The 15,490-nt window shown below is 61.7% G+C and carries 14 protein-coding genes; 9 read left to right on the top strand and 5 right to left on the bottom strand.

All coding sequences use genetic code 11. The features are described 5' to 3' along the window. The first annotated feature begins 23 nt into the window (after window positions 1–23). Window positions 24–407 carry an MAPEG family protein gene (locus tag AB4Z20_RS10115; protein WP_253470121.1) on the top strand — a complete coding sequence of 128 codons (384 nt, stop codon included), beginning with the start codon at window positions 24–26 and terminating at the stop codon, window positions 405–407. A 136-nt stretch (window positions 408–543) separates the two neighbouring features. Here the strand turns inward: AB4Z20_RS10115 and mltA are convergent, their stop codons facing one another. Further along, window positions 544–1,731 carry a murein transglycosylase A gene (gene mltA / locus AB4Z20_RS10120; RefSeq protein WP_214509949.1) on the bottom strand — a complete coding sequence of 396 codons (1,188 nt, stop codon included), beginning with the start codon at window positions 1,729–1,731 and terminating at the stop codon, window positions 544–546. 125 nt (window positions 1,732–1,856) lie between these two features. On the opposite strand from mltA, the gene AB4Z20_RS10125 reads away from it, so the two are divergent. Further along, complete coding sequence (locus AB4Z20_RS10125; RefSeq protein ID WP_003206409.1) at window positions 1,857–2,306, top strand: c-type cytochrome; 450 nt, start codon at window positions 1,857–1,859, stop codon at window positions 2,304–2,306. Window positions 2,307–2,388: 82 nt separating this feature from the next. Here the strand turns inward: AB4Z20_RS10125 and AB4Z20_RS10130 are convergent, their stop codons facing one another. Then, window positions 2,389–2,784 carry a DUF1090 domain-containing protein gene (locus AB4Z20_RS10130; RefSeq protein ID WP_212797954.1) on the bottom strand — a complete coding sequence of 132 codons (396 nt, stop codon included), beginning with the start codon at window positions 2,782–2,784 and terminating at the stop codon, window positions 2,389–2,391. A gap of 90 nt (window positions 2,785–2,874) precedes the next feature. Next, window positions 2,875–4,548 (bottom strand): NAD-dependent DNA ligase LigB, encoded by a 1,674-nt coding sequence (gene ligB / locus AB4Z20_RS10135; protein WP_442089826.1) that lies wholly within the window; start codon window positions 4,546–4,548, stop codon window positions 2,875–2,877. 206 nt (window positions 4,549–4,754) lie between these two features. Between ligB and AB4Z20_RS10140 the strand changes: the two genes are divergently transcribed. After that, the gene (locus AB4Z20_RS10140; RefSeq protein WP_014340629.1) at window positions 4,755–5,375 is read left to right on the top strand and encodes a LysE family translocator; all 621 of its coding nucleotides are present in this window, start codon (window positions 4,755–4,757) and stop codon (window positions 5,373–5,375) included. Between the two features lie 254 nt (window positions 5,376–5,629). Here the strand turns inward: AB4Z20_RS10140 and metK are convergent, their stop codons facing one another. Further along, window positions 5,630–6,820 carry a methionine adenosyltransferase gene (metK, locus tag AB4Z20_RS10145; protein WP_258689595.1) on the bottom strand — a complete coding sequence of 397 codons (1,191 nt, stop codon included), beginning with the start codon at window positions 6,818–6,820 and terminating at the stop codon, window positions 5,630–5,632. A gap of 19 nt (window positions 6,821–6,839) precedes the next feature. After that, on the bottom strand, window positions 6,840–7,835 hold the full coding sequence (locus AB4Z20_RS10150; RefSeq protein WP_253470117.1) for an ArsR/SmtB family transcription factor: 996 nt from the start codon (window positions 7,833–7,835) through the stop codon (window positions 6,840–6,842). Between the two features lie 293 nt (window positions 7,836–8,128). Here AB4Z20_RS10150 and tkt point away from each other — a divergent pair, with 293 nt between their 5' ends. The 6 genes from tkt (at window position 8,129) to fba (ending at window position 14,501) form a co-directional block, all read left to right on the top strand. Beyond that, window positions 8,129–10,126, top strand: a complete 1,998-nt coding sequence (tkt, locus tag AB4Z20_RS10155; protein ID WP_253470115.1) for a transketolase — start codon at window positions 8,129–8,131, stop codon at window positions 10,124–10,126. Between the two features lie 151 nt (window positions 10,127–10,277). Continuing rightward, window positions 10,278–11,333 (top strand): erythrose-4-phosphate dehydrogenase, encoded by a 1,056-nt coding sequence (gene epd, locus AB4Z20_RS10160; protein WP_442089827.1) that lies wholly within the window; start codon window positions 10,278–10,280, stop codon window positions 11,331–11,333. Window positions 11,334–11,357: 24 nt separating this feature from the next. Then, entirely contained in the window at window positions 11,358–12,521 is a 1,164-nt protein-coding gene (locus AB4Z20_RS10165; protein WP_442089828.1) for a phosphoglycerate kinase, read from the top strand. Between the two features lie 31 nt (window positions 12,522–12,552). Then, on the top strand, window positions 12,553–12,777 hold the full coding sequence (locus AB4Z20_RS10170; protein WP_214509942.1) for a hypothetical protein: 225 nt from the start codon (window positions 12,553–12,555) through the stop codon (window positions 12,775–12,777). Between the two features lie 56 nt (window positions 12,778–12,833). Continuing rightward, window positions 12,834–13,166 (top strand): MliC family protein, encoded by a 333-nt coding sequence (locus AB4Z20_RS10175; protein WP_003206388.1) that lies wholly within the window; start codon window positions 12,834–12,836, stop codon window positions 13,164–13,166. Window positions 13,167–13,436: 270 nt separating this feature from the next. Continuing rightward, entirely contained in the window at window positions 13,437–14,501 is a 1,065-nt protein-coding gene (fba, locus tag AB4Z20_RS10180; protein WP_003177554.1) for a class II fructose-bisphosphate aldolase, read from the top strand. The last annotated feature ends 989 nt before the right edge of the window (window positions 14,502–15,490 follow it).

Raw genomic sequence — 15,490 nt, forward strand, 5'->3', positions numbered from 1 at the left:
AACTCAAAGAAGGAACTGCGTCAATGACGGTTGCCCTGTGGTGTATTTTGATTGCCTTTCTCCTGCCTTATCTGTGCATCGCCATTGCCAAGATTGGTGGACGATACAGGTTGGCAGATAACCACGACCCTCGGGACTTTCTGGAAACACTCGAAGGCGCTCCCCGGCGGGCATACGCTGCGCAACTGAACAGCTTTGAAATCAGCCCGTTTTTTGCCGCCGCGGTGATCGTCGCGCACCTGGCCGGCAATGCCGAGCTGGTGACCATCAATGTGCTGGCGGTGCTGTTCATCACCAGTCGCCTGCTCTACATCATTTGCTATCTGGCTGACTGGGCGATCCTGCGTTCGCTGGTGTGGTTCGTGGGGGTGGGGTTGGTCTTGAGTTTCTTCTTTGTTTCGGTCTGAATCTGGCTGGTGAATTTCTGGCGTCTGTGCGGGCCTCTTCGCGAGCAAGCTCGCTCCCACAGTTGATCTGGGTGAATACATATTTTGTGTACACACCCGATCCAAAGTGGGAGCGAGCTTGCTCGCGATTGGGATCCTAGGGATTGGCGGTAACCGCATTCGCCACCTGTGGCACTTGCGGCAACGCCATGCCCTTGGGCCAGAGCATCCAGATCTGCCCTTGTTGCTTCATGTCCCCGGCCAGTTGCCCGGCCGCCTCGCCCGTGCCCCAGAACAGGTCCGCCCGCACTTCGCCGGCAATTGCACCGCCAGTGTCCTGGGCGGCGACGGGCCGGTTCAAGGTGCTGCCGTCGGGTCGGGTGGTGGATAGCCAGAGCAGGCTGCCCAGCGGAATCACCTTGCGGTCCACCGCCACGCTGTAGCCGGCTGTCAGCGGTACATTCAGCGAGCCTCGCGGGCCTTCGTTGCTGTCGGGGTTACGGTTGAAGAATACGTAGCTGGGGTTGCTGCCCAGCAATTCGGGAATACGGTTCGGGTTGGCCTTGGCCCAGGCACTGATGGCGCCCATGGTCACGTCTTCTTTCTTCAGTTCGCCCTGTTCAACCAGCCAGCGCCCGATGGGACGGTAAGGGTGGCCGTTCTGGTCGGCATAACCGATGCGCAGCTGGCGGCCATCGGCGAGTCGAATGCGTCCCGAACCCTGGATTTGCAGGAATTGCAGGTTCATGGGGTCGGTCAGCCAGGCGATGACCGGTGCCTTTACGCCGTTGGTTTCGATGGTGGCCGCGTCGTCGTAGGGCTTGAGCACTCGACCTTCGAGGCGGCCACGCAGGCGTTTGCCCTTGAGTTCAGGGTAAATGCTGTCCAGCGACACAATGATCATGTCCTCCGGCACACCGTAGACCGGGATATTCGCCGTGGCGGTCTGGGTGAGGCTGCCGGGGTAGACCGGCTCGTAGTAGCCGGTGATCAGGCCGTTGGGGCTGTTGTCTCCCGAGCGCAGGCCATAGACGTCCAGGTTCTGTTTCAGGAAATTGCGTACATCCTGTGCGGTTTGCGGCACATTGGCCGCTGCCGCGCAGGTCGGGCCCCAGGTCGCATCGGCCTTGAGCCGGGTGCAGGCACTGCGCCAGGAGCCGAAACCGGCCAGCAGGTCTGCATCGGACACCGACGGCAACGCCTCCCACGGTGCGCTGACATAGGTGGCGAGGGCGTGGGTCTGAGGTTCTTCGACCTTTTCGCCGCGATTACAACCGGCCAACAGTGCGATCAGCGGTAGGGTCAATGCCAGGCCTTTGTGCCAGGTCTTGATGCAGCTGTTCATGAAGATTTCCTTTGCAGTCATTCGAACGCTGTCAGGCGCTCGAACAACCCGTATTGTTGATAGGGCCATTGGTCTTTACCGATGACCCGAGGATACTAACTGCCGTTTCCTGCCCCGAGGCCAAGATGTTTGTAAAACGATTTTCCATGGCCGTACTGGCCTGCCTGATGTTGTCCGCCTGTGGTGGCGTCGATCCCAATTCTCCCCTTGGCCAGCGCAAGGCGATCTTCAAGCAGATGCTCAAGACCAACGAAGAGTTGGGCGGCATGTTGCGTGGGCGAGTCCCGTTCGATGGTCCACGATTTGCCGAAGGCGCGGCGCAACTGGATCAACTCTCTCATGAGCCGTGGAAACACTTCCCGCAAGTGCGCGAGCAAGACCACACCAGCGCCCGGGATGAAGTCTGGCAAAAGCAGGCGCGTTTCCAGGAAATGGCCCGCAACCTTGAAGCCGCCACCGGTGAGTTGGTGACCGCCAGCAACGTCCAACCCTACAAGGCCAGTTACTTGGGGCCGGCGGTGCAAAAGGTCGAGGATGCGTGCAGTGCGTGTCATAAGGAGTTTCGCGATCATTGACATGTCTTGAAAGATCGCAGGCTTTGCCAGCACCTACGGGGAATCGTATTCAACCTGTAGGGGGCTGCGATCTTTTCAAGGTTCACTTGTCCAGCTCGTCCACCGCTTCCTGCAGCTCCTTGCGGGAGGTTGCCAGCTTGTCCTTGCGTTTGTTGATCCGCTCGGCGTCGCCTTTCTTCATGGCCTTTTCCAGGTCGGCCTGACGCCGACTGACCTCGTGCTTGGCATCGAGCACCTTGTTTTCACGCTCCTTGCGCAAGGACGCATCGGTGCAATGGCTGGTGACTTCGTCCAACGCGGTTTCCAGGCCTGCCTGCTGGTCCTGGTTGCCACGGGACTTGGCCAGTTCGATCTGGTTGATGATGCCCTGGCGCTTGGCCGCGCAACCGGTGAGCTCCGGGGTTTGCTCGTCCGCCATCAAGGGGGCGGCCATGGCACTGCATAAGACCAGCAGGGCAACGGGGGACAGGAAATTCATAGCAACTCCGTAAAAAATCGCGAGCGGTCGGTACAGATGCGCTGTTGGAACGCATGCTTGCCCCTTGGGTTCAACCGCACAGGGCCCGGATTAAAAACCGTCGACCCCGGCAGTGCGTAATACGTCACTCAAGGCCAGCACCTGCGGGTCGCGAAAAAATGCGCTCAGTTGCGCGGCGCGTCCCGGTCCGATGCCGGCCTCGGCTTGCCATTGTTCGGTGCTGCGCTCGGCCAGCACCTGCCACGGCCCTTCCAGCCGGGCCTCACCAGCGGGCGGCAGGCCCAGGGCCTTGAGCCATTGCGCGAAAGGGCGTTGCCGGGCGCTGTGCAGGCTGGCGAGCAGGCGGGTGCTGCTGTGTTCGCCGAAGCCGGCAATGTTAGCAAGCTCGGCGGCATCGAGGGTCATCCAATCCAGCAATCCGTCGAGTCGTCCGGCGGCCAGCAGCTTTTCCCAGGTGCCCGGGCCGACGTGGGGCAGGGCAAGCCCTTGTTTGCCGCTGAGCCAGCCCAGTCGTGCGAGGAACTGGCTTTCACAGCCGGCTGTCGGTTGCCAGCAACTCAAGAAGTGGTAATCGGTTTGCGCAGGGGCGTTGAGGTCCTGCCGCTCGACGCTGCGCAGCACGACGCTGTCGAGCCGTGGGATGGTCAGCCCGGCCAGGCTGATGGCGACCCGGTCGCCGGGACGAATGTCCATCTCCTCCCAACGCTGGAGGGAACTGACACTTACCCGGCGAATCCACCGGTCGTCGAGCCGGATGCGTTCAAGCTCCAGTACGGGCGTGATGCGCCCGGTACGACCGACTTTGAAGTGCACCTTGCGCACTTCGGCCAGCGCCTGGGCATACGGGTATTTCCAGGCGACGCTCCAGAATGGCGCCCTGGCTTGCCAGCGGTCGGCGGGTGGGCGGCGGCTCAGGCGCAGGACGATCCCGTCGCTGGCGAATGGCAGCGGTGTGCGGTACCAGTGATCGCGCCACTGCTCGGCATCGGCCAATGTCCGCACAGGTTGGTTGTAGTCGAGGGTGTCGGCGAAACCCAACTCCCTCAGAGCGGCCATTCGCTCGGGCAGGGTGTCCGGTCCGTCAGGCCACTCCCAGACAAACAGGCCGATATATATCCCATCGTGCACCGTCAAGCTGCCGCGTGCCATCAAACCCGCCATGGTGCCCCGGGCGTTCACACTGCCATTGTTGGCTTGGACATGATCCAGCAGGCGCCAGTACAGCTCGCCCTGAACGACAAGGTCCACAGGCTGGCGGAGTCGATGCGGGATGGCGGCGATCTTGCGCGCATTCGTGGTCCAGTCGTGCCCTTGGACGCCATCGCCACGGCTGATTGCCTGATGCAGGTGACCCTTGCGGTAGACCAGGGTTACCGCCACGCCGTCGACCTTCGGCTGGACCCAGACGTCCTCTCGACCGTGCAGCCAGGTCCCCACAGCCTCGGCATCCTTCAATTTTTCCAGGCCGGTATGGACGACGGGGTGCGGCAGTTTTCCGCCCGCTGAGCCCAGGGGATCGTCGGGCGCCGCGAGGTTGAAGCAACTGCGCCATTGGCCCAACTGTGCGCGGGACTGATCATACAGTTCGTCGGCCACCAGCGATTGGCCGAGGCGGTGATAGCTGTCGTCCCAGGTGTCGATTTGCTGTTGCAGCGCGGCGATCTCGGCCCGGGCGCGTTCAGCGGGCCAGTCGGGACAGGGCGCGGCGAGCGCAGGAATGGCAATGAAGACAAGACAGGCGAGTGCATACAAAAACGGTGGCATCGAAGCATCCTTGCTGGGTTGAGTACTGAAGGCTAGCCACCGTCCCGGAAGTTGCGAGGCCCGGAGCGTTACCGGATTTTGCGGAGCCTGGTGGCAAAATCGCGGCGGTACAGTGCGGGGCGATTTAGCCGCGCAACTGTGCCTTGTCCTCGGCAACGGCCGGCGCAGAATGGGCTTTCGATTCGCCGCTGCCTGGAATGCTCCCGATGGAACTGTCGACGCTCGCTGTTTTCATCCCGGCCTGCTTTGCGCTGAACATGGCGCCGGGGCCGAACAACCTGCTGTCCATCAGTAACGCCTCACGTTATGGCTTCGTCCGGGCGTGCAGTGGCGGCATTGGTCGATTGCTGGCATTTGCGATCATGATCGCCCTGGCAGCGGTGGGGCTTACCGCGGTGCTGCACACCTCGGAGTTGCTGTTCCTGGGGATCAAGCTCGTCGGTGCCGGTTACCTGTTCTATTTGGCGGTGCAATTGTGGCGGGCCCAGCCCGAGGCCGGCAGTGAAGCCGCGGTCGCGTCGATGAGCCGGGCCGGCCTGGCGCGCCAGGAGTTCCTGGTGGCGATCGGCAATCCGAAGGCGATCCTGTTGTTTACCGCGTTCCTGCCGCAATTCGTCGACCGTACAGGCACCGTCACTCAACAATTCGCCGTGCTGGGTGGTTTGTTCCTGGCACTGGAGTGCATCGCCATCGGCTTGTATTGCTACATGGGCATTTACGCGCGACGGCTGTTCGCCCGGCCTAGTGGCAAGCGCCTGTTCAATCGGATGTGTGCGGGGCTGCTCGCCAGTGCGGCTTCGTTTTTGCTGGTGGCACGGCGGGCTTGAATTCGATGACCAGCCCAGTGGCGAGGGAGCTTGCTCCCGCTGGGTTGCGTTGTAGGAGCTGTCGAGTGCAACGAGGCTGCGATCTTTCTCCGGACACTTGAGTCTCAAGCGAAAGATCAAAAGATCGCAGCCTTCGGCAGCTCCTACAGAGCCCAGCGGGAGCAAGCTCCCTCGCCACAAAAGCATGAAAACACAAAGGCATGAAAAAGCCCCTGGCGACCGAGTCGCCAGGGGCTTTTCTTTACCCGCCGGTATTACAGGCCGGCAGCGGCGCGCAGGGAGTCGGCGCGGTCGGTTTTTTCCCAGGTGAAGGTGGTGAAGGTATCGTCACCCACGGTCTTGGTCTGCGGCGTACGACCGAAGTGGCCATAGGCGGCGGTCTCCTGGTACATCGGGTGCAGCAGGTCGAGCATGGTGGTGATGGCGTATGGACGCAGGTCGAACACTTCACGGACCAGGTTGATGATCTTGTCATCGCCGATCTTGCCGGTGCCGAAGGTATTCAGCGAGATCGACGTAGGCTGGGCCACGCCAATGGCGTAGGACACCTGGATCTCGCAGCGCTCGGCGAGGCCGGCGGCGACGATGTTCTTGGCGACATAACGACCGGCGTAGGCCGCCGAACGGTCAACCTTCGATGGGTCCTTGCCGGAGAACGCGCCGCCGCCGTGACGGGCCATGCCGCCGTAGCTGTCGACGATGATCTTGCGACCGGTCAGGCCGCAGTCGCCCACCGGGCCGCCGATGATGAACTGGCCGGTCGGGTTGATGTGGAACTGGGTGTCCTTGGACAGCAACTCGGCAGGCAGCACGTGCTTGACGATCAGTTCCATCACGCCCTCGCGCAGGTCTTTGTAGGACACATCGGGGTTGTGCTGGGTCGACAGGACAACGGCATCGATACCCACCACCTTGCCGCCTTCGTAACGGCAGGTCACCTGGGACTTGGCGTCCGGGCGCAGCCAAGGCAGCAGGCCGGATTTACGGGCCTCGGCCTGGCGTTGAACCAACTGGTGCGAGAAGGTGATCGGGGCCGGCATCAGCACGTCGGTCTCGTTGCTGGCGTAGCCGAACATCAGGCCCTGGTCGCCGGCACCCTGGTCTTCCGGCTTGGCCCGGTCAACGCCTTGGTTGATGTCGGGGGACTGCTTGCCGATGATGTTCATCACGCCGCAGGTCGCGCCGTCGAAGCCGACGTCGGAGCTGTTGTAGCCAATGCCCAGGATCACGTCGCGGACGATCTGTTCCAGGTCGACCCAGGCCGAAGTAGTGACTTCGCCGGCGATGATCGCCACGCCCGTTTTCACCAGAGTCTCGCACGCCACGCGGGCGAACTTGTCTTCAGCAATGATGGCGTCCAGCACCGCATCAGAAATCTGGTCGGCGATTTTGTCCGGATGCCCTTCAGACACGGACTCGGAGGTGAAAAGGGAGTATTCGCTCATCTCGATGTTTTCCTACAAGTTACCGTTGGTGAGTGTCGCCAGTCGGCCGCTGAAAGTGGCGGACCTGGATCTGGAAACCATTACGTAAGCCTACATAGAGGCTTTCCCCGGGCACGAGGCCCGCAGCGGTGGCCCAGCGGGCCAGGTCGTCCTGTTCGAAACCGAGCCAGAGATCGCCACAGGCCTCCCTGGCCCAGCTCTGGTTGTGACTGCATAACTCCGTCACCAGCAGGCTGCCGCCCGGTTGCAGCAGGGCGGCCATGTGCCTGAGTGCATCGGCCGGCGCGGCGAAATGATGAAGCACCATGTTCAATACTACGCAGTCGGCCTGCAGGCTCATGCCATCCAGGGCGTCGGCCAGTTGCAGGCTGACGTTAGCCAGGGCCTCGCGTTCACACACCTGGCGCGCCAGCTCAAGCATGGCCGGGCTGTTGTCCAGCGCCGTCACCTGGCTGAAGCGTCGCGCCAGCTCCGGCAGAAAGGCGCCATCGCCGGGGCCGACTTCGATCGCCGTGGCCGTGGCTTCGAAGCTTAGTTTATCGAGCAGCGCCACGACGCTTTCGCGGTATTGCGGCAGTCCGGCGATCAGGTCTTGCTGGGCGCGGAATTTCTCGGCGACCCGGGCGAAAAAGTCCTGGCTGGCGGCGGCCCGTTGCCCGTGTACCTGGGCGATGCGAGCCTGCACGTCCGTCGGCAGGTTCAGCGCGTCCACTTCGTCCAGCAGCGCGGCGTGCAACTTGCCGCCCAGCAGGTCGGTGTGGGGCAGGGCGCGGCGATAGAAAATGGCGTTGCCTTCCCGGCGGGTCGCCACCAGGTCAGCCTGGGCCAGGACCTTGAGGTGGTGGCTCATGCCGGACTGGCCGATGCCGAAGATCTGCGCCAGTTCCAGCACGCCGAACGAGTCGTTGGCCAGGGCGCGCAATACATTGAGCCGCAACGGATCGCCGCCGGCCTTGCAAAGGGCCGCCAGTTCATCGCAGTCGTCATGGCGAATGGACGGCGCAGGTAAGTTCATAGTGCGGCAGTCTGTTTCATAGTGGGGCAGTCTAGTGAGGGGTTTGGATCATCGCAAGTTCAATATCAAAAAGTTTTGATATTGGTGGATAAATGGCACTTCCCAACCTGTGCTTGACTCTACAAGCCATCAGCGGAAAGGTTTCACCTGGCTAATGCGACTTTATCCACCGGAAAAACGCCCAAGGATGACTATCTGTCATTGCCCCGGGGCGGGTGGGTGAGGGAAAATGCTCGCCTTTTTTCAGTTCCATTTTTATTCATTCTCGATTCAATACCCGCAGGAGAACAGCGATGCCCAGCCGTCGTGAGCGTGCCAATGCCATTCGTGCCCTCAGCATGGATGCCGTGCAGAAAGCCAACAGCGGCCATCCCGGTGCCCCCATGGGTATGGCGGATATCGCCGAGGTGCTTTGGCGCGACTACCTCAAGCACAGCCCGAGCAACCCAGCCTTCGCCGACCGTGACCGTTTCGTACTGTCCAACGGTCACGGCTCGATGTTGATCTACTCGCTGCTGCACCTGACCGGCTACGACCTGTCGATCGATGACCTGAAGAACTTCCGTCAACTGCACAGCCGCACCCCGGGCCACCCGGAATACGGCTACACCCCAGGCGTGGAAACCACCACCGGTCCATTGGGCCAGGGTTTGGCCAACGCCGTAGGTTTTGCATTGGCAGAAAAAGTCCTGGCGGCGCAATTCAACCGCCCCGGCCATAACGTCGTCGATCACCACACCTACGTATTCCTGGGTGATGGCTGCATGATGGAAGGCATTTCCCATGAAGTCGCCTCCCTGGCCGGCACCCTGGGCCTGGACAAGCTGATCGCCTTCTATGACGACAACGGCATCTCCATCGATGGCGAAGTCGAAGGCTGGTTCACCGACGACACTCCCAAGCGTTTCGAAGCCTACAACTGGCTGGTGATCCGCAACGTCGACGGCCACGATCCGGAAGAGATCAAGACCGCCATCGAGACCGCCCGCAAAAGCGCCCAGCCGACCCTGATCTGCTGCAAGACCACCATCGGTTTCGGCTCGCCGAACAAACAAGGCAAGGAAGACTGCCACGGCGCGCCACTGGGTGCCGAGGAAATCGCCCTGACCCGCGCCGCGTTGAAGTGGAACCATGGCCCGTTCGAAATCCCGGCCAACATTTATGCCGAGTGGGATGCCAAGGAAAAAGGTCGCGCGGTCGAAGCCGAATGGGATCAGCGTTTCGCTGCGTATTCCGCCGAATTCCCTGAGCTGGCCAATGAGCTGGTGCGTCGCCTCAGCGGCGAGCTGCCGGCCGACTTCGCCGAAAAAGCCTCGGCGTACATCGCTGAAGTCGCCGCCAAGGGCGAAACCATCGCCAGCCGCAAGGCCAGCCAGAACACCCTGAACGCCTTCGGCCCATTGTTGCCGGAACTGCTGGGCGGTTCGGCCGACCTGGCCGGTTCCAACCTGACCCTGTGGAAAGGCTGCAAAGGCGTCAGCGCTGAAGATGCCAGCGGCAACTACATGTACTACGGCGTTCGCGAGTTCGGCATGAGCGCGATCATGAACGGCGTGGCGTTGCACGGCGGCCTGGTGCCTTACGGCGCGACCTTTCTGATGTTCATGGAATACGCCCGCAACGCCGTGCGCATGTCGGCGCTGATGAAAAAACGCATCCTGTATGTGTTCACCCACGACTCCATCGGCCTGGGCGAAGACGGCCCGACTCACCAGCCGATTGAGCAACTGGCGAGCCTGCGTTGCACGCCGAACCTGGACACCTGGCGCCCATGCGATGCCGTGGAATCGGCGGTGGCCTGGAAACACGCCATCGAGCGCAACGACGGTCCATCGGCGCTGATCTTCTCCCGCCAGAACCTGCAGCACCAGAACCGCGATGCCGACCAGATCGGCGACATCGCTCGTGGCGGCTATGTGCTCAAGGACTGCATCGGCGAGCCTGAGCTGATCCTGATCGCCACCGGTTCTGAAGTCGGCCTGGCCGTCCAGGCCTACGACAAGCTGACCGAGCAGGGCCGCAACGTGCGCGTAGTGTCCATGCCTTGCACCAGCGTGTTCGATGCCCAGGATGCCGGCTACAAGCAAGCGGTGTTGCCGCTGCAGGTCAGTGCGCGGATCGCCATCGAGGCTGCTCACGCCGATTACTGGTACAAGTACGTGGGCCTGGAAGGTCGTGTGATCGGCATGACCACCTACGGCGAATCGGCGCCTGCGCCGGCGCTGTTCGAGGAATTCGGTTTCACCCTGGAAAACATCCTGGGTCAGGCTGAAGAGCTGCTGGAAGACTGATCCGAAAGTTGCGTCGTCTGAACTGACGCCTTCGCGAGCAAGCTCGCTCCCACATTTGGAATGCAATCCCATGTGGGAGCGAGCTTGCTCGCGATAGCGCCAGTCCAGGCCATGCAGGATTGAAGGATTCACCCCGCTAATCGAGAACCCCATGCCCCAACCGCGTCCCTACAAAGTTGCACTCAACGGCTACGGCCGGATAGGTCGTTGCGTCCTGCGTGCGTTGTTCGAACGGGGGGCCAAGGCCGGTTTCGAGATTGTGGCGATCAATGACCTGGCCGACATGGCCAGTATCGAATACCTGACACGCTTCGACTCCACCCACGGCCGGTTTCCCGGCGAAGTGCGGGTCGAGGGCGATTGTCTGCATATTAATGGCGACTGCGTGAAGGTCTTGCGCAGCGCCACCCCCGAAGGCATCGATTGGGCGTCCCTGGATGTGGATTTGGTGCTCGAGTGCTCCGGCGCCTACCACACCCGCGAAGACGGCCAGCGTTTTCTCGCTGCCGGCGCGCCACGGGTGTTGTTCTCCCAGCCGATGGCCAGTGAAGCGGACGTGGACGCCACCATCGTCTACGGCGTGAACCAGGATTGCCTGACCGGCGAAGAGCTGCTGGTGTCCAACGCGTCCTGCACCACCAACTGCGGCGTGCCGCTGTTGCGCCTGCTGGACCAGGCCATTGGCCTGGAATACGTGTCGATCACCACCATTCACTCGGCGATGAACGACCAGCCGGTGATCGACGCTTACCACCATGAGGACTTGCGCCGCACCCGTTCGGCGTTCCAATCGGTGATTCCGGTGTCCACTGGTCTGGCGCGCGGCATCGAACGGCTGTTGCCGGAACTTGCGGGGCGAATTCAGGCCAAAGCCGTGCGGGTGCCGACGGTCAACGTGTCCTGTCTCGACATTACGATGCAGACCGTGAGCGATACCGACGCCACCGAGGTCAACCGGATCCTGCGCGAAGCCGCCACCAGCGGTCCGCTCAAAGGCCTTCTGGCCTACACCGAGTTGCCTCATGCCAGTTGTGATTTTAACCATGACCCACATTCGGCCGTCGTCGATGCCAGCCAGACCCGTGTTTCCGGGCCTCGGCTTGTGAACATCCTGGCCTGGTTCGACAACGAATGGGGGTTTGCCAACCGAATGCTGGACGTTGCCGAGCATTACCTGCAAACCGCTTCTAAAAAACCTGCTCTCTAAACAGTTACCCAGGAATTGCGACCCATGACCGTGTTGAAGATGTCCGACCTCGATCTGCAAGGTAAGCGCGTACTGATCCGCGAAGACCTCAACGTCCCCGTCAAGGACGGTGTTGTCACCAGCGACGCGCGCATCCTGGCCTCGCTGCCGACCATCAAGCTGGCCTTGGAAAAAGGCGCGGCCGTGATGGTCTGCTCCCACCTGGGCCGTCCGACCGAAGGCGAGTTCTCGGCGGAAAACAGCCTCAAGCCTGTGGCCGATTACCTGAGCCGTGCCCTGGGCCGTGAAGTGCCATTGGTCGCTGACTACCTGGGCGGCGTGGACGTGAAAGCCGGCGATGTCGTGCTGTTTGAAAACGTGCGCTTCAACAAGGGCGAGAAAAAGAACGCCGACGAACTGGCCCAGCAATACGCCGCCCTGTGCGACGTGTTCGTGATGGACGCGTTCGGCACCGCCCACCGTGCCGAGGGCTCGACCCACGGCGTGGCGAAGTTCGCCAAAGTCGCCGCCGCGGGCCCGTTGCTGGCTGCCGAGCTGGACGCACTGGGCAAGGCCCTGGGCTCCCCGGCCCAGCCGATGGCCGCCATCGTTGCCGGCTCCAAGGTCTCCACCAAGCTGGACGTGCTCAACAGCCTGAGCCAGGTCTGCAACCAGTTGATCGTCGGTGGCGGCATCGCCAACACCTTCCTCGCCGCTGCGGGTCACCCGGTCGGTAAATCCCTGTACGAACCGGACCTGCTGAACACCGCTCGGGAAATCGCCGCCAAGGTCAGCGTACCGTTGCCAGTGGACGTGGTCGTGGCCAAGGAGTTCGCAGAAAGCGCCACTGCCACCGTCAAGCTGATCGATGACGTAGCCGAGGACGACATGATCCTCGACATCGGCCCGCAAACCGCAGCCAACTTCGCCGAACTGCTGAAATCTTCCAAGACCATCCTGTGGAACGGCCCGGTCGGCGTGTTCGAGTTCGACCAGTTCGGCAACGGCACCAAGGTGCTGGCCCAGGCCATTGCCGAAAGCGCTGCGTTCTCCATCGCCGGTGGCGGCGACACCTTGGCGGCCATCGACAAATATGGCGTGGCCGAGCAGATCTCCTACATTTCTACTGGCGGTGGCGCATTCCTCGAGTTCGTCGAAGGCAAAGTGTTGCCAGCCGTGGAAGTCCTGGAAAGCCGGGCCAAGGCCTGAAGCTGCATTGACCAGGCAAAGGAGTGTTCTGATGGTCAAGACGATCCCGTTGCTGTTGGCGGCGACGATGCTGGTGGCCTGCTCAAGCGGCCCGCAGGCTCCGGCCTCGCAACCCGGCACGCCGGCGCCCGAAGACGGCTGTTATCAGGCCGACTGGCAGGCCGAGACCAACCCGGTGCTGAACAAGCGTTCCGGACCGGACGGCCTGGACAAATACGAGACGCAAACCCCGACCAAGGAACATGGTTGTCCTTGACGGGTCTGACTCTTAACTCATGGCTGGCGGCGTGTGCCGTCCGTCGAGGAACACGGATGAAAGGCTTGATCGCCGTCGTGGCGTTGGCATTGCTGGGCGGTTGTGCGCAGTTGGACTTTTTGCACACGTCCGAACCTGTTGAAGGTTGGACGACCTGGACCTGTGACAGCGAGGCCAAGGTGCTCTGGCGCTACACCGACACCGCCCACAAGGAAGTCGATGTACGCCTGGGCGGCGCCGATAAGGTTTATCGCCTCAAGCTTGAACCGGGTGCTGAAGGTTCACTGTACAGCGATGACATGCTGGCGTTTCACGTCAAGGGTGAGGAAGGCCTGGTTTATTGGGTCGCCACCAATGATTTGATTGGGCGCGGCTGCAAGGCCGAGTGACAAGATTGATCCACACGGATCCAGAGGCTGGAACAGAACCCATGTGGGAGCGAGCTTGCTCACGATAGCGGTGTAGCAGGCGACAGTGATGTTGCATGTGCCGCCCTCATCGCGAGCAAGCTCGCTCCCACAGGGATTGCGTCAGTATCTGGGTTTAGCGATACCGAACACGCAGACCGGGACCGACCCCCGATCCGCAATGACTTGAATAGCCGCCGCCGCTCCGGCAGGCTGGCACGATTAACGACCCTCGACCGGGAGAGAGACACAATGGCACTTATCAGCATGCGTCAGATGCTGGACCACGCAGCCGAGTTCGGCTACGGCGTTCCAGCCTTTAACGTCAACAACCTTGAGCAGATGCGCGCCATCATGGAAGCCGCTGACAAGACTGACTCTCCGGTGATCGTCCAGGCTTCGGCCGGTGCCCGCAAATACGCTGGCGCGCCGTTCCTGCGTCACCTGATCCTGGCTGCGATCGAAGAATTCCCGCACATCCCGGTGTGCATGCACCAGGACCACGGCACCAGCCCGGACGTCTGCCAGCGTTCCATCCAGCTGGGCTTCAGCTCGGTGATGATGGACGGTTCCCTCGGCGAAGACGGCAAGACCCCGACCGACTACGAGTACAACGTACGCGTCACCCAGCAGACCGTCGCCATGGCCCACGCCTGCGGCGTGTCGGTGGAAGGCGAACTGGGTTGCCTGGGTTCGTTGGAAACCGGCATGGCCGGTGAAGAAGACGGCATCGGCGCCGAAGGCGTGCTGGACCACAGCCAGATGCTGACCGATCCGGAAGAAGCGGCGGACTTCGTCAAGAAGACCCAGGTCGACGCCCTGGCCATCGCCATCGGCACCAGCCACGGCGCCTACAAGTTCACCAAGCCGCCAACCGGCGACGTGCTGGCGATCGACCGCATCAAGGAAATCCACAAGCGCATCCCGAACACCCACCTGGTGATGCACGGTTCTTCCTCGGTTCCACAAGAGTGGCTGGCGATCATCAACCAGTACGGTGGCGACATCAAGGAAACCTACGGCGTGCCGGTTGAGGAAATCGTCGAAGGCATCAAGTACGGCGTGCGCAAGGTCAACATCGATACCGATCTGCGTCTGGCTTCTACTGGTGCCATGCGTCGTTTGATGGCGACCAACCCGAGCGAGTTTGATCCGCGTAAGTTCTTCGGTGCGACCGTGACGGCGATGCGTGATGTGTGTATTGCGCGTTATGAGGCGTTTGGTACTGCGGGTAATGCTTCCAAGATCAAGCCGATCTCTCTGGAGGCTATGTATCAGCGGTATCTGAAAGGTGAGTTGAACGCTAAGGTTAATTGATGTTTTAGCGTTGTGAGAAAACCCGCAGTGATGCGGGTTTTTTTATGTTTGGGATTTGGGGGTATATCCGTTTTTTGGGTAACGGCTGCTTATGGTTCCGCCCTTACGGCGGCTCACTTTTGAGAAGCGCAAAAGTAAGCAAAACGCTTTTGCCCCACCACTCGGTGCCTCGCTAGGGCTCGGCATGCCCTCACTCCGGCATTGCTCCGTGGGCCCGCCGCGAAGGGCCATCCATGGCCCAGCGCGGCTATCCCGGCATCCATGCCGGGATGCCCACTGCGCAATGCCTGCGTTCGGCCATCGTGGTTAACGGGGCGCCGAGATCAACGTCCACCACGAGGCGGCCTGATAGCCGACCTGGCTCTTGGTGAGATCGCGTTCCTCCTGTGGGAGCGAGCTTGCTCGCGAAAGCGTAGGGTCAGTTTGAGGTGATGTTGGATACCACAAGCTTTTTGGGAGCGGCACGGTCCTGTGGCGAGGGAGCTTGCTCCCGCTGGGTCGCGCAGCGGCCCCCAAAAGCGATGAGCGCTGCGCACTCAAGCGGGAGCAAGCTCCCTCGCCACAAAAGCTGCCCAGCCATCACGCCACAGATTGATCAACGGTAAACCTTGTGGGAGCGAGCTTGCTCGCGATAGCGGTGGTTCAGTCACATGGATGCTGGGTTTGTCGGCCTCTTCGCGAGCAGGCTCGCTCCCACAATAGGATCGAGGCACGGCCGAAGAGCCAGGTCGGCTGCTAGGCCGCCTCGCGAGCAAGCTTTGCTCCCACAGGTCCTGCTCAAACAGATCTGATGGGTGTACGACCGGGAGAGCCAGGTCGGCTACTAGGCCGCCTCGGAAAGGACGTTGATCTCGGCGCCCCGTTAACCACGCTGGCCGAACGCAGGCATTGTGGAGTGGGCAACCCGGCATGGATGCCGGGTTAGCCGCGCTGGGCCATGGATGGCCCTTCGCGGCGGGCCCACGGAGCAATGCCGGAGTGAGGGCACA

Source organism: Pseudomonas sp. KB_12 (assembly GCF_052114545.1).
GTDB classification, from domain to species: Bacteria; Pseudomonadota; Gammaproteobacteria; order Pseudomonadales; family Pseudomonadaceae; genus Aquipseudomonas; species Aquipseudomonas brassicacearum.

Bases quoted from the DNA above. Each gene is read 5' to 3' on its own strand.
- fba (WP_003177554.1), top strand. From the start codon at position 13,437: ATGGCACTTATCAGCATGCGTCAGATGCTGGACCACGCAGCCGAGTTC.
- ligB (WP_442089826.1), bottom strand. From the start codon at position 4,548: ATGCCACCGTTTTTGTATGCACTCGCCTGTCTTGTCTTCATTGCCATT.
- AB4Z20_RS10165 (WP_442089828.1), top strand. From the start codon at position 11,358: ATGACCGTGTTGAAGATGTCCGACCTCGATCTGCAAGGTAAGCGCGTA.
- AB4Z20_RS10170 (WP_214509942.1), top strand. From the start codon at position 12,553: ATGGTCAAGACGATCCCGTTGCTGTTGGCGGCGACGATGCTGGTGGCC.
- AB4Z20_RS10130 (WP_212797954.1), bottom strand. From the start codon at position 2,784: ATGAATTTCCTGTCCCCCGTTGCCCTGCTGGTCTTATGCAGTGCCATG.
- metK (WP_258689595.1), bottom strand. From the start codon at position 6,820: ATGAGCGAATACTCCCTTTTCACCTCCGAGTCCGTGTCTGAAGGGCAT.
- AB4Z20_RS10140 (WP_014340629.1), top strand. From the start codon at position 4,755: ATGGAACTGTCGACGCTCGCTGTTTTCATCCCGGCCTGCTTTGCGCTG.
- AB4Z20_RS10115 (WP_253470121.1), top strand. From the start codon at position 24: ATGACGGTTGCCCTGTGGTGTATTTTGATTGCCTTTCTCCTGCCTTAT.
- tkt (WP_253470115.1), top strand. From the start codon at position 8,129: ATGCCCAGCCGTCGTGAGCGTGCCAATGCCATTCGTGCCCTCAGCATG.
- AB4Z20_RS10175 (WP_003206388.1), top strand. From the start codon at position 12,834: ATGAAAGGCTTGATCGCCGTCGTGGCGTTGGCATTGCTGGGCGGTTGT.
- AB4Z20_RS10150 (WP_253470117.1), bottom strand. From the start codon at position 7,835: ATGAACTTACCTGCGCCGTCCATTCGCCATGACGACTGCGATGAACTG.
- mltA (WP_214509949.1), bottom strand. From the start codon at position 1,731: ATGAACAGCTGCATCAAGACCTGGCACAAAGGCCTGGCATTGACCCTA.
- epd (WP_442089827.1), top strand. From the start codon at position 10,278: ATGCCCCAACCGCGTCCCTACAAAGTTGCACTCAACGGCTACGGCCGG.
- AB4Z20_RS10125 (WP_003206409.1), top strand. From the start codon at position 1,857: ATGTTTGTAAAACGATTTTCCATGGCCGTACTGGCCTGCCTGATGTTG.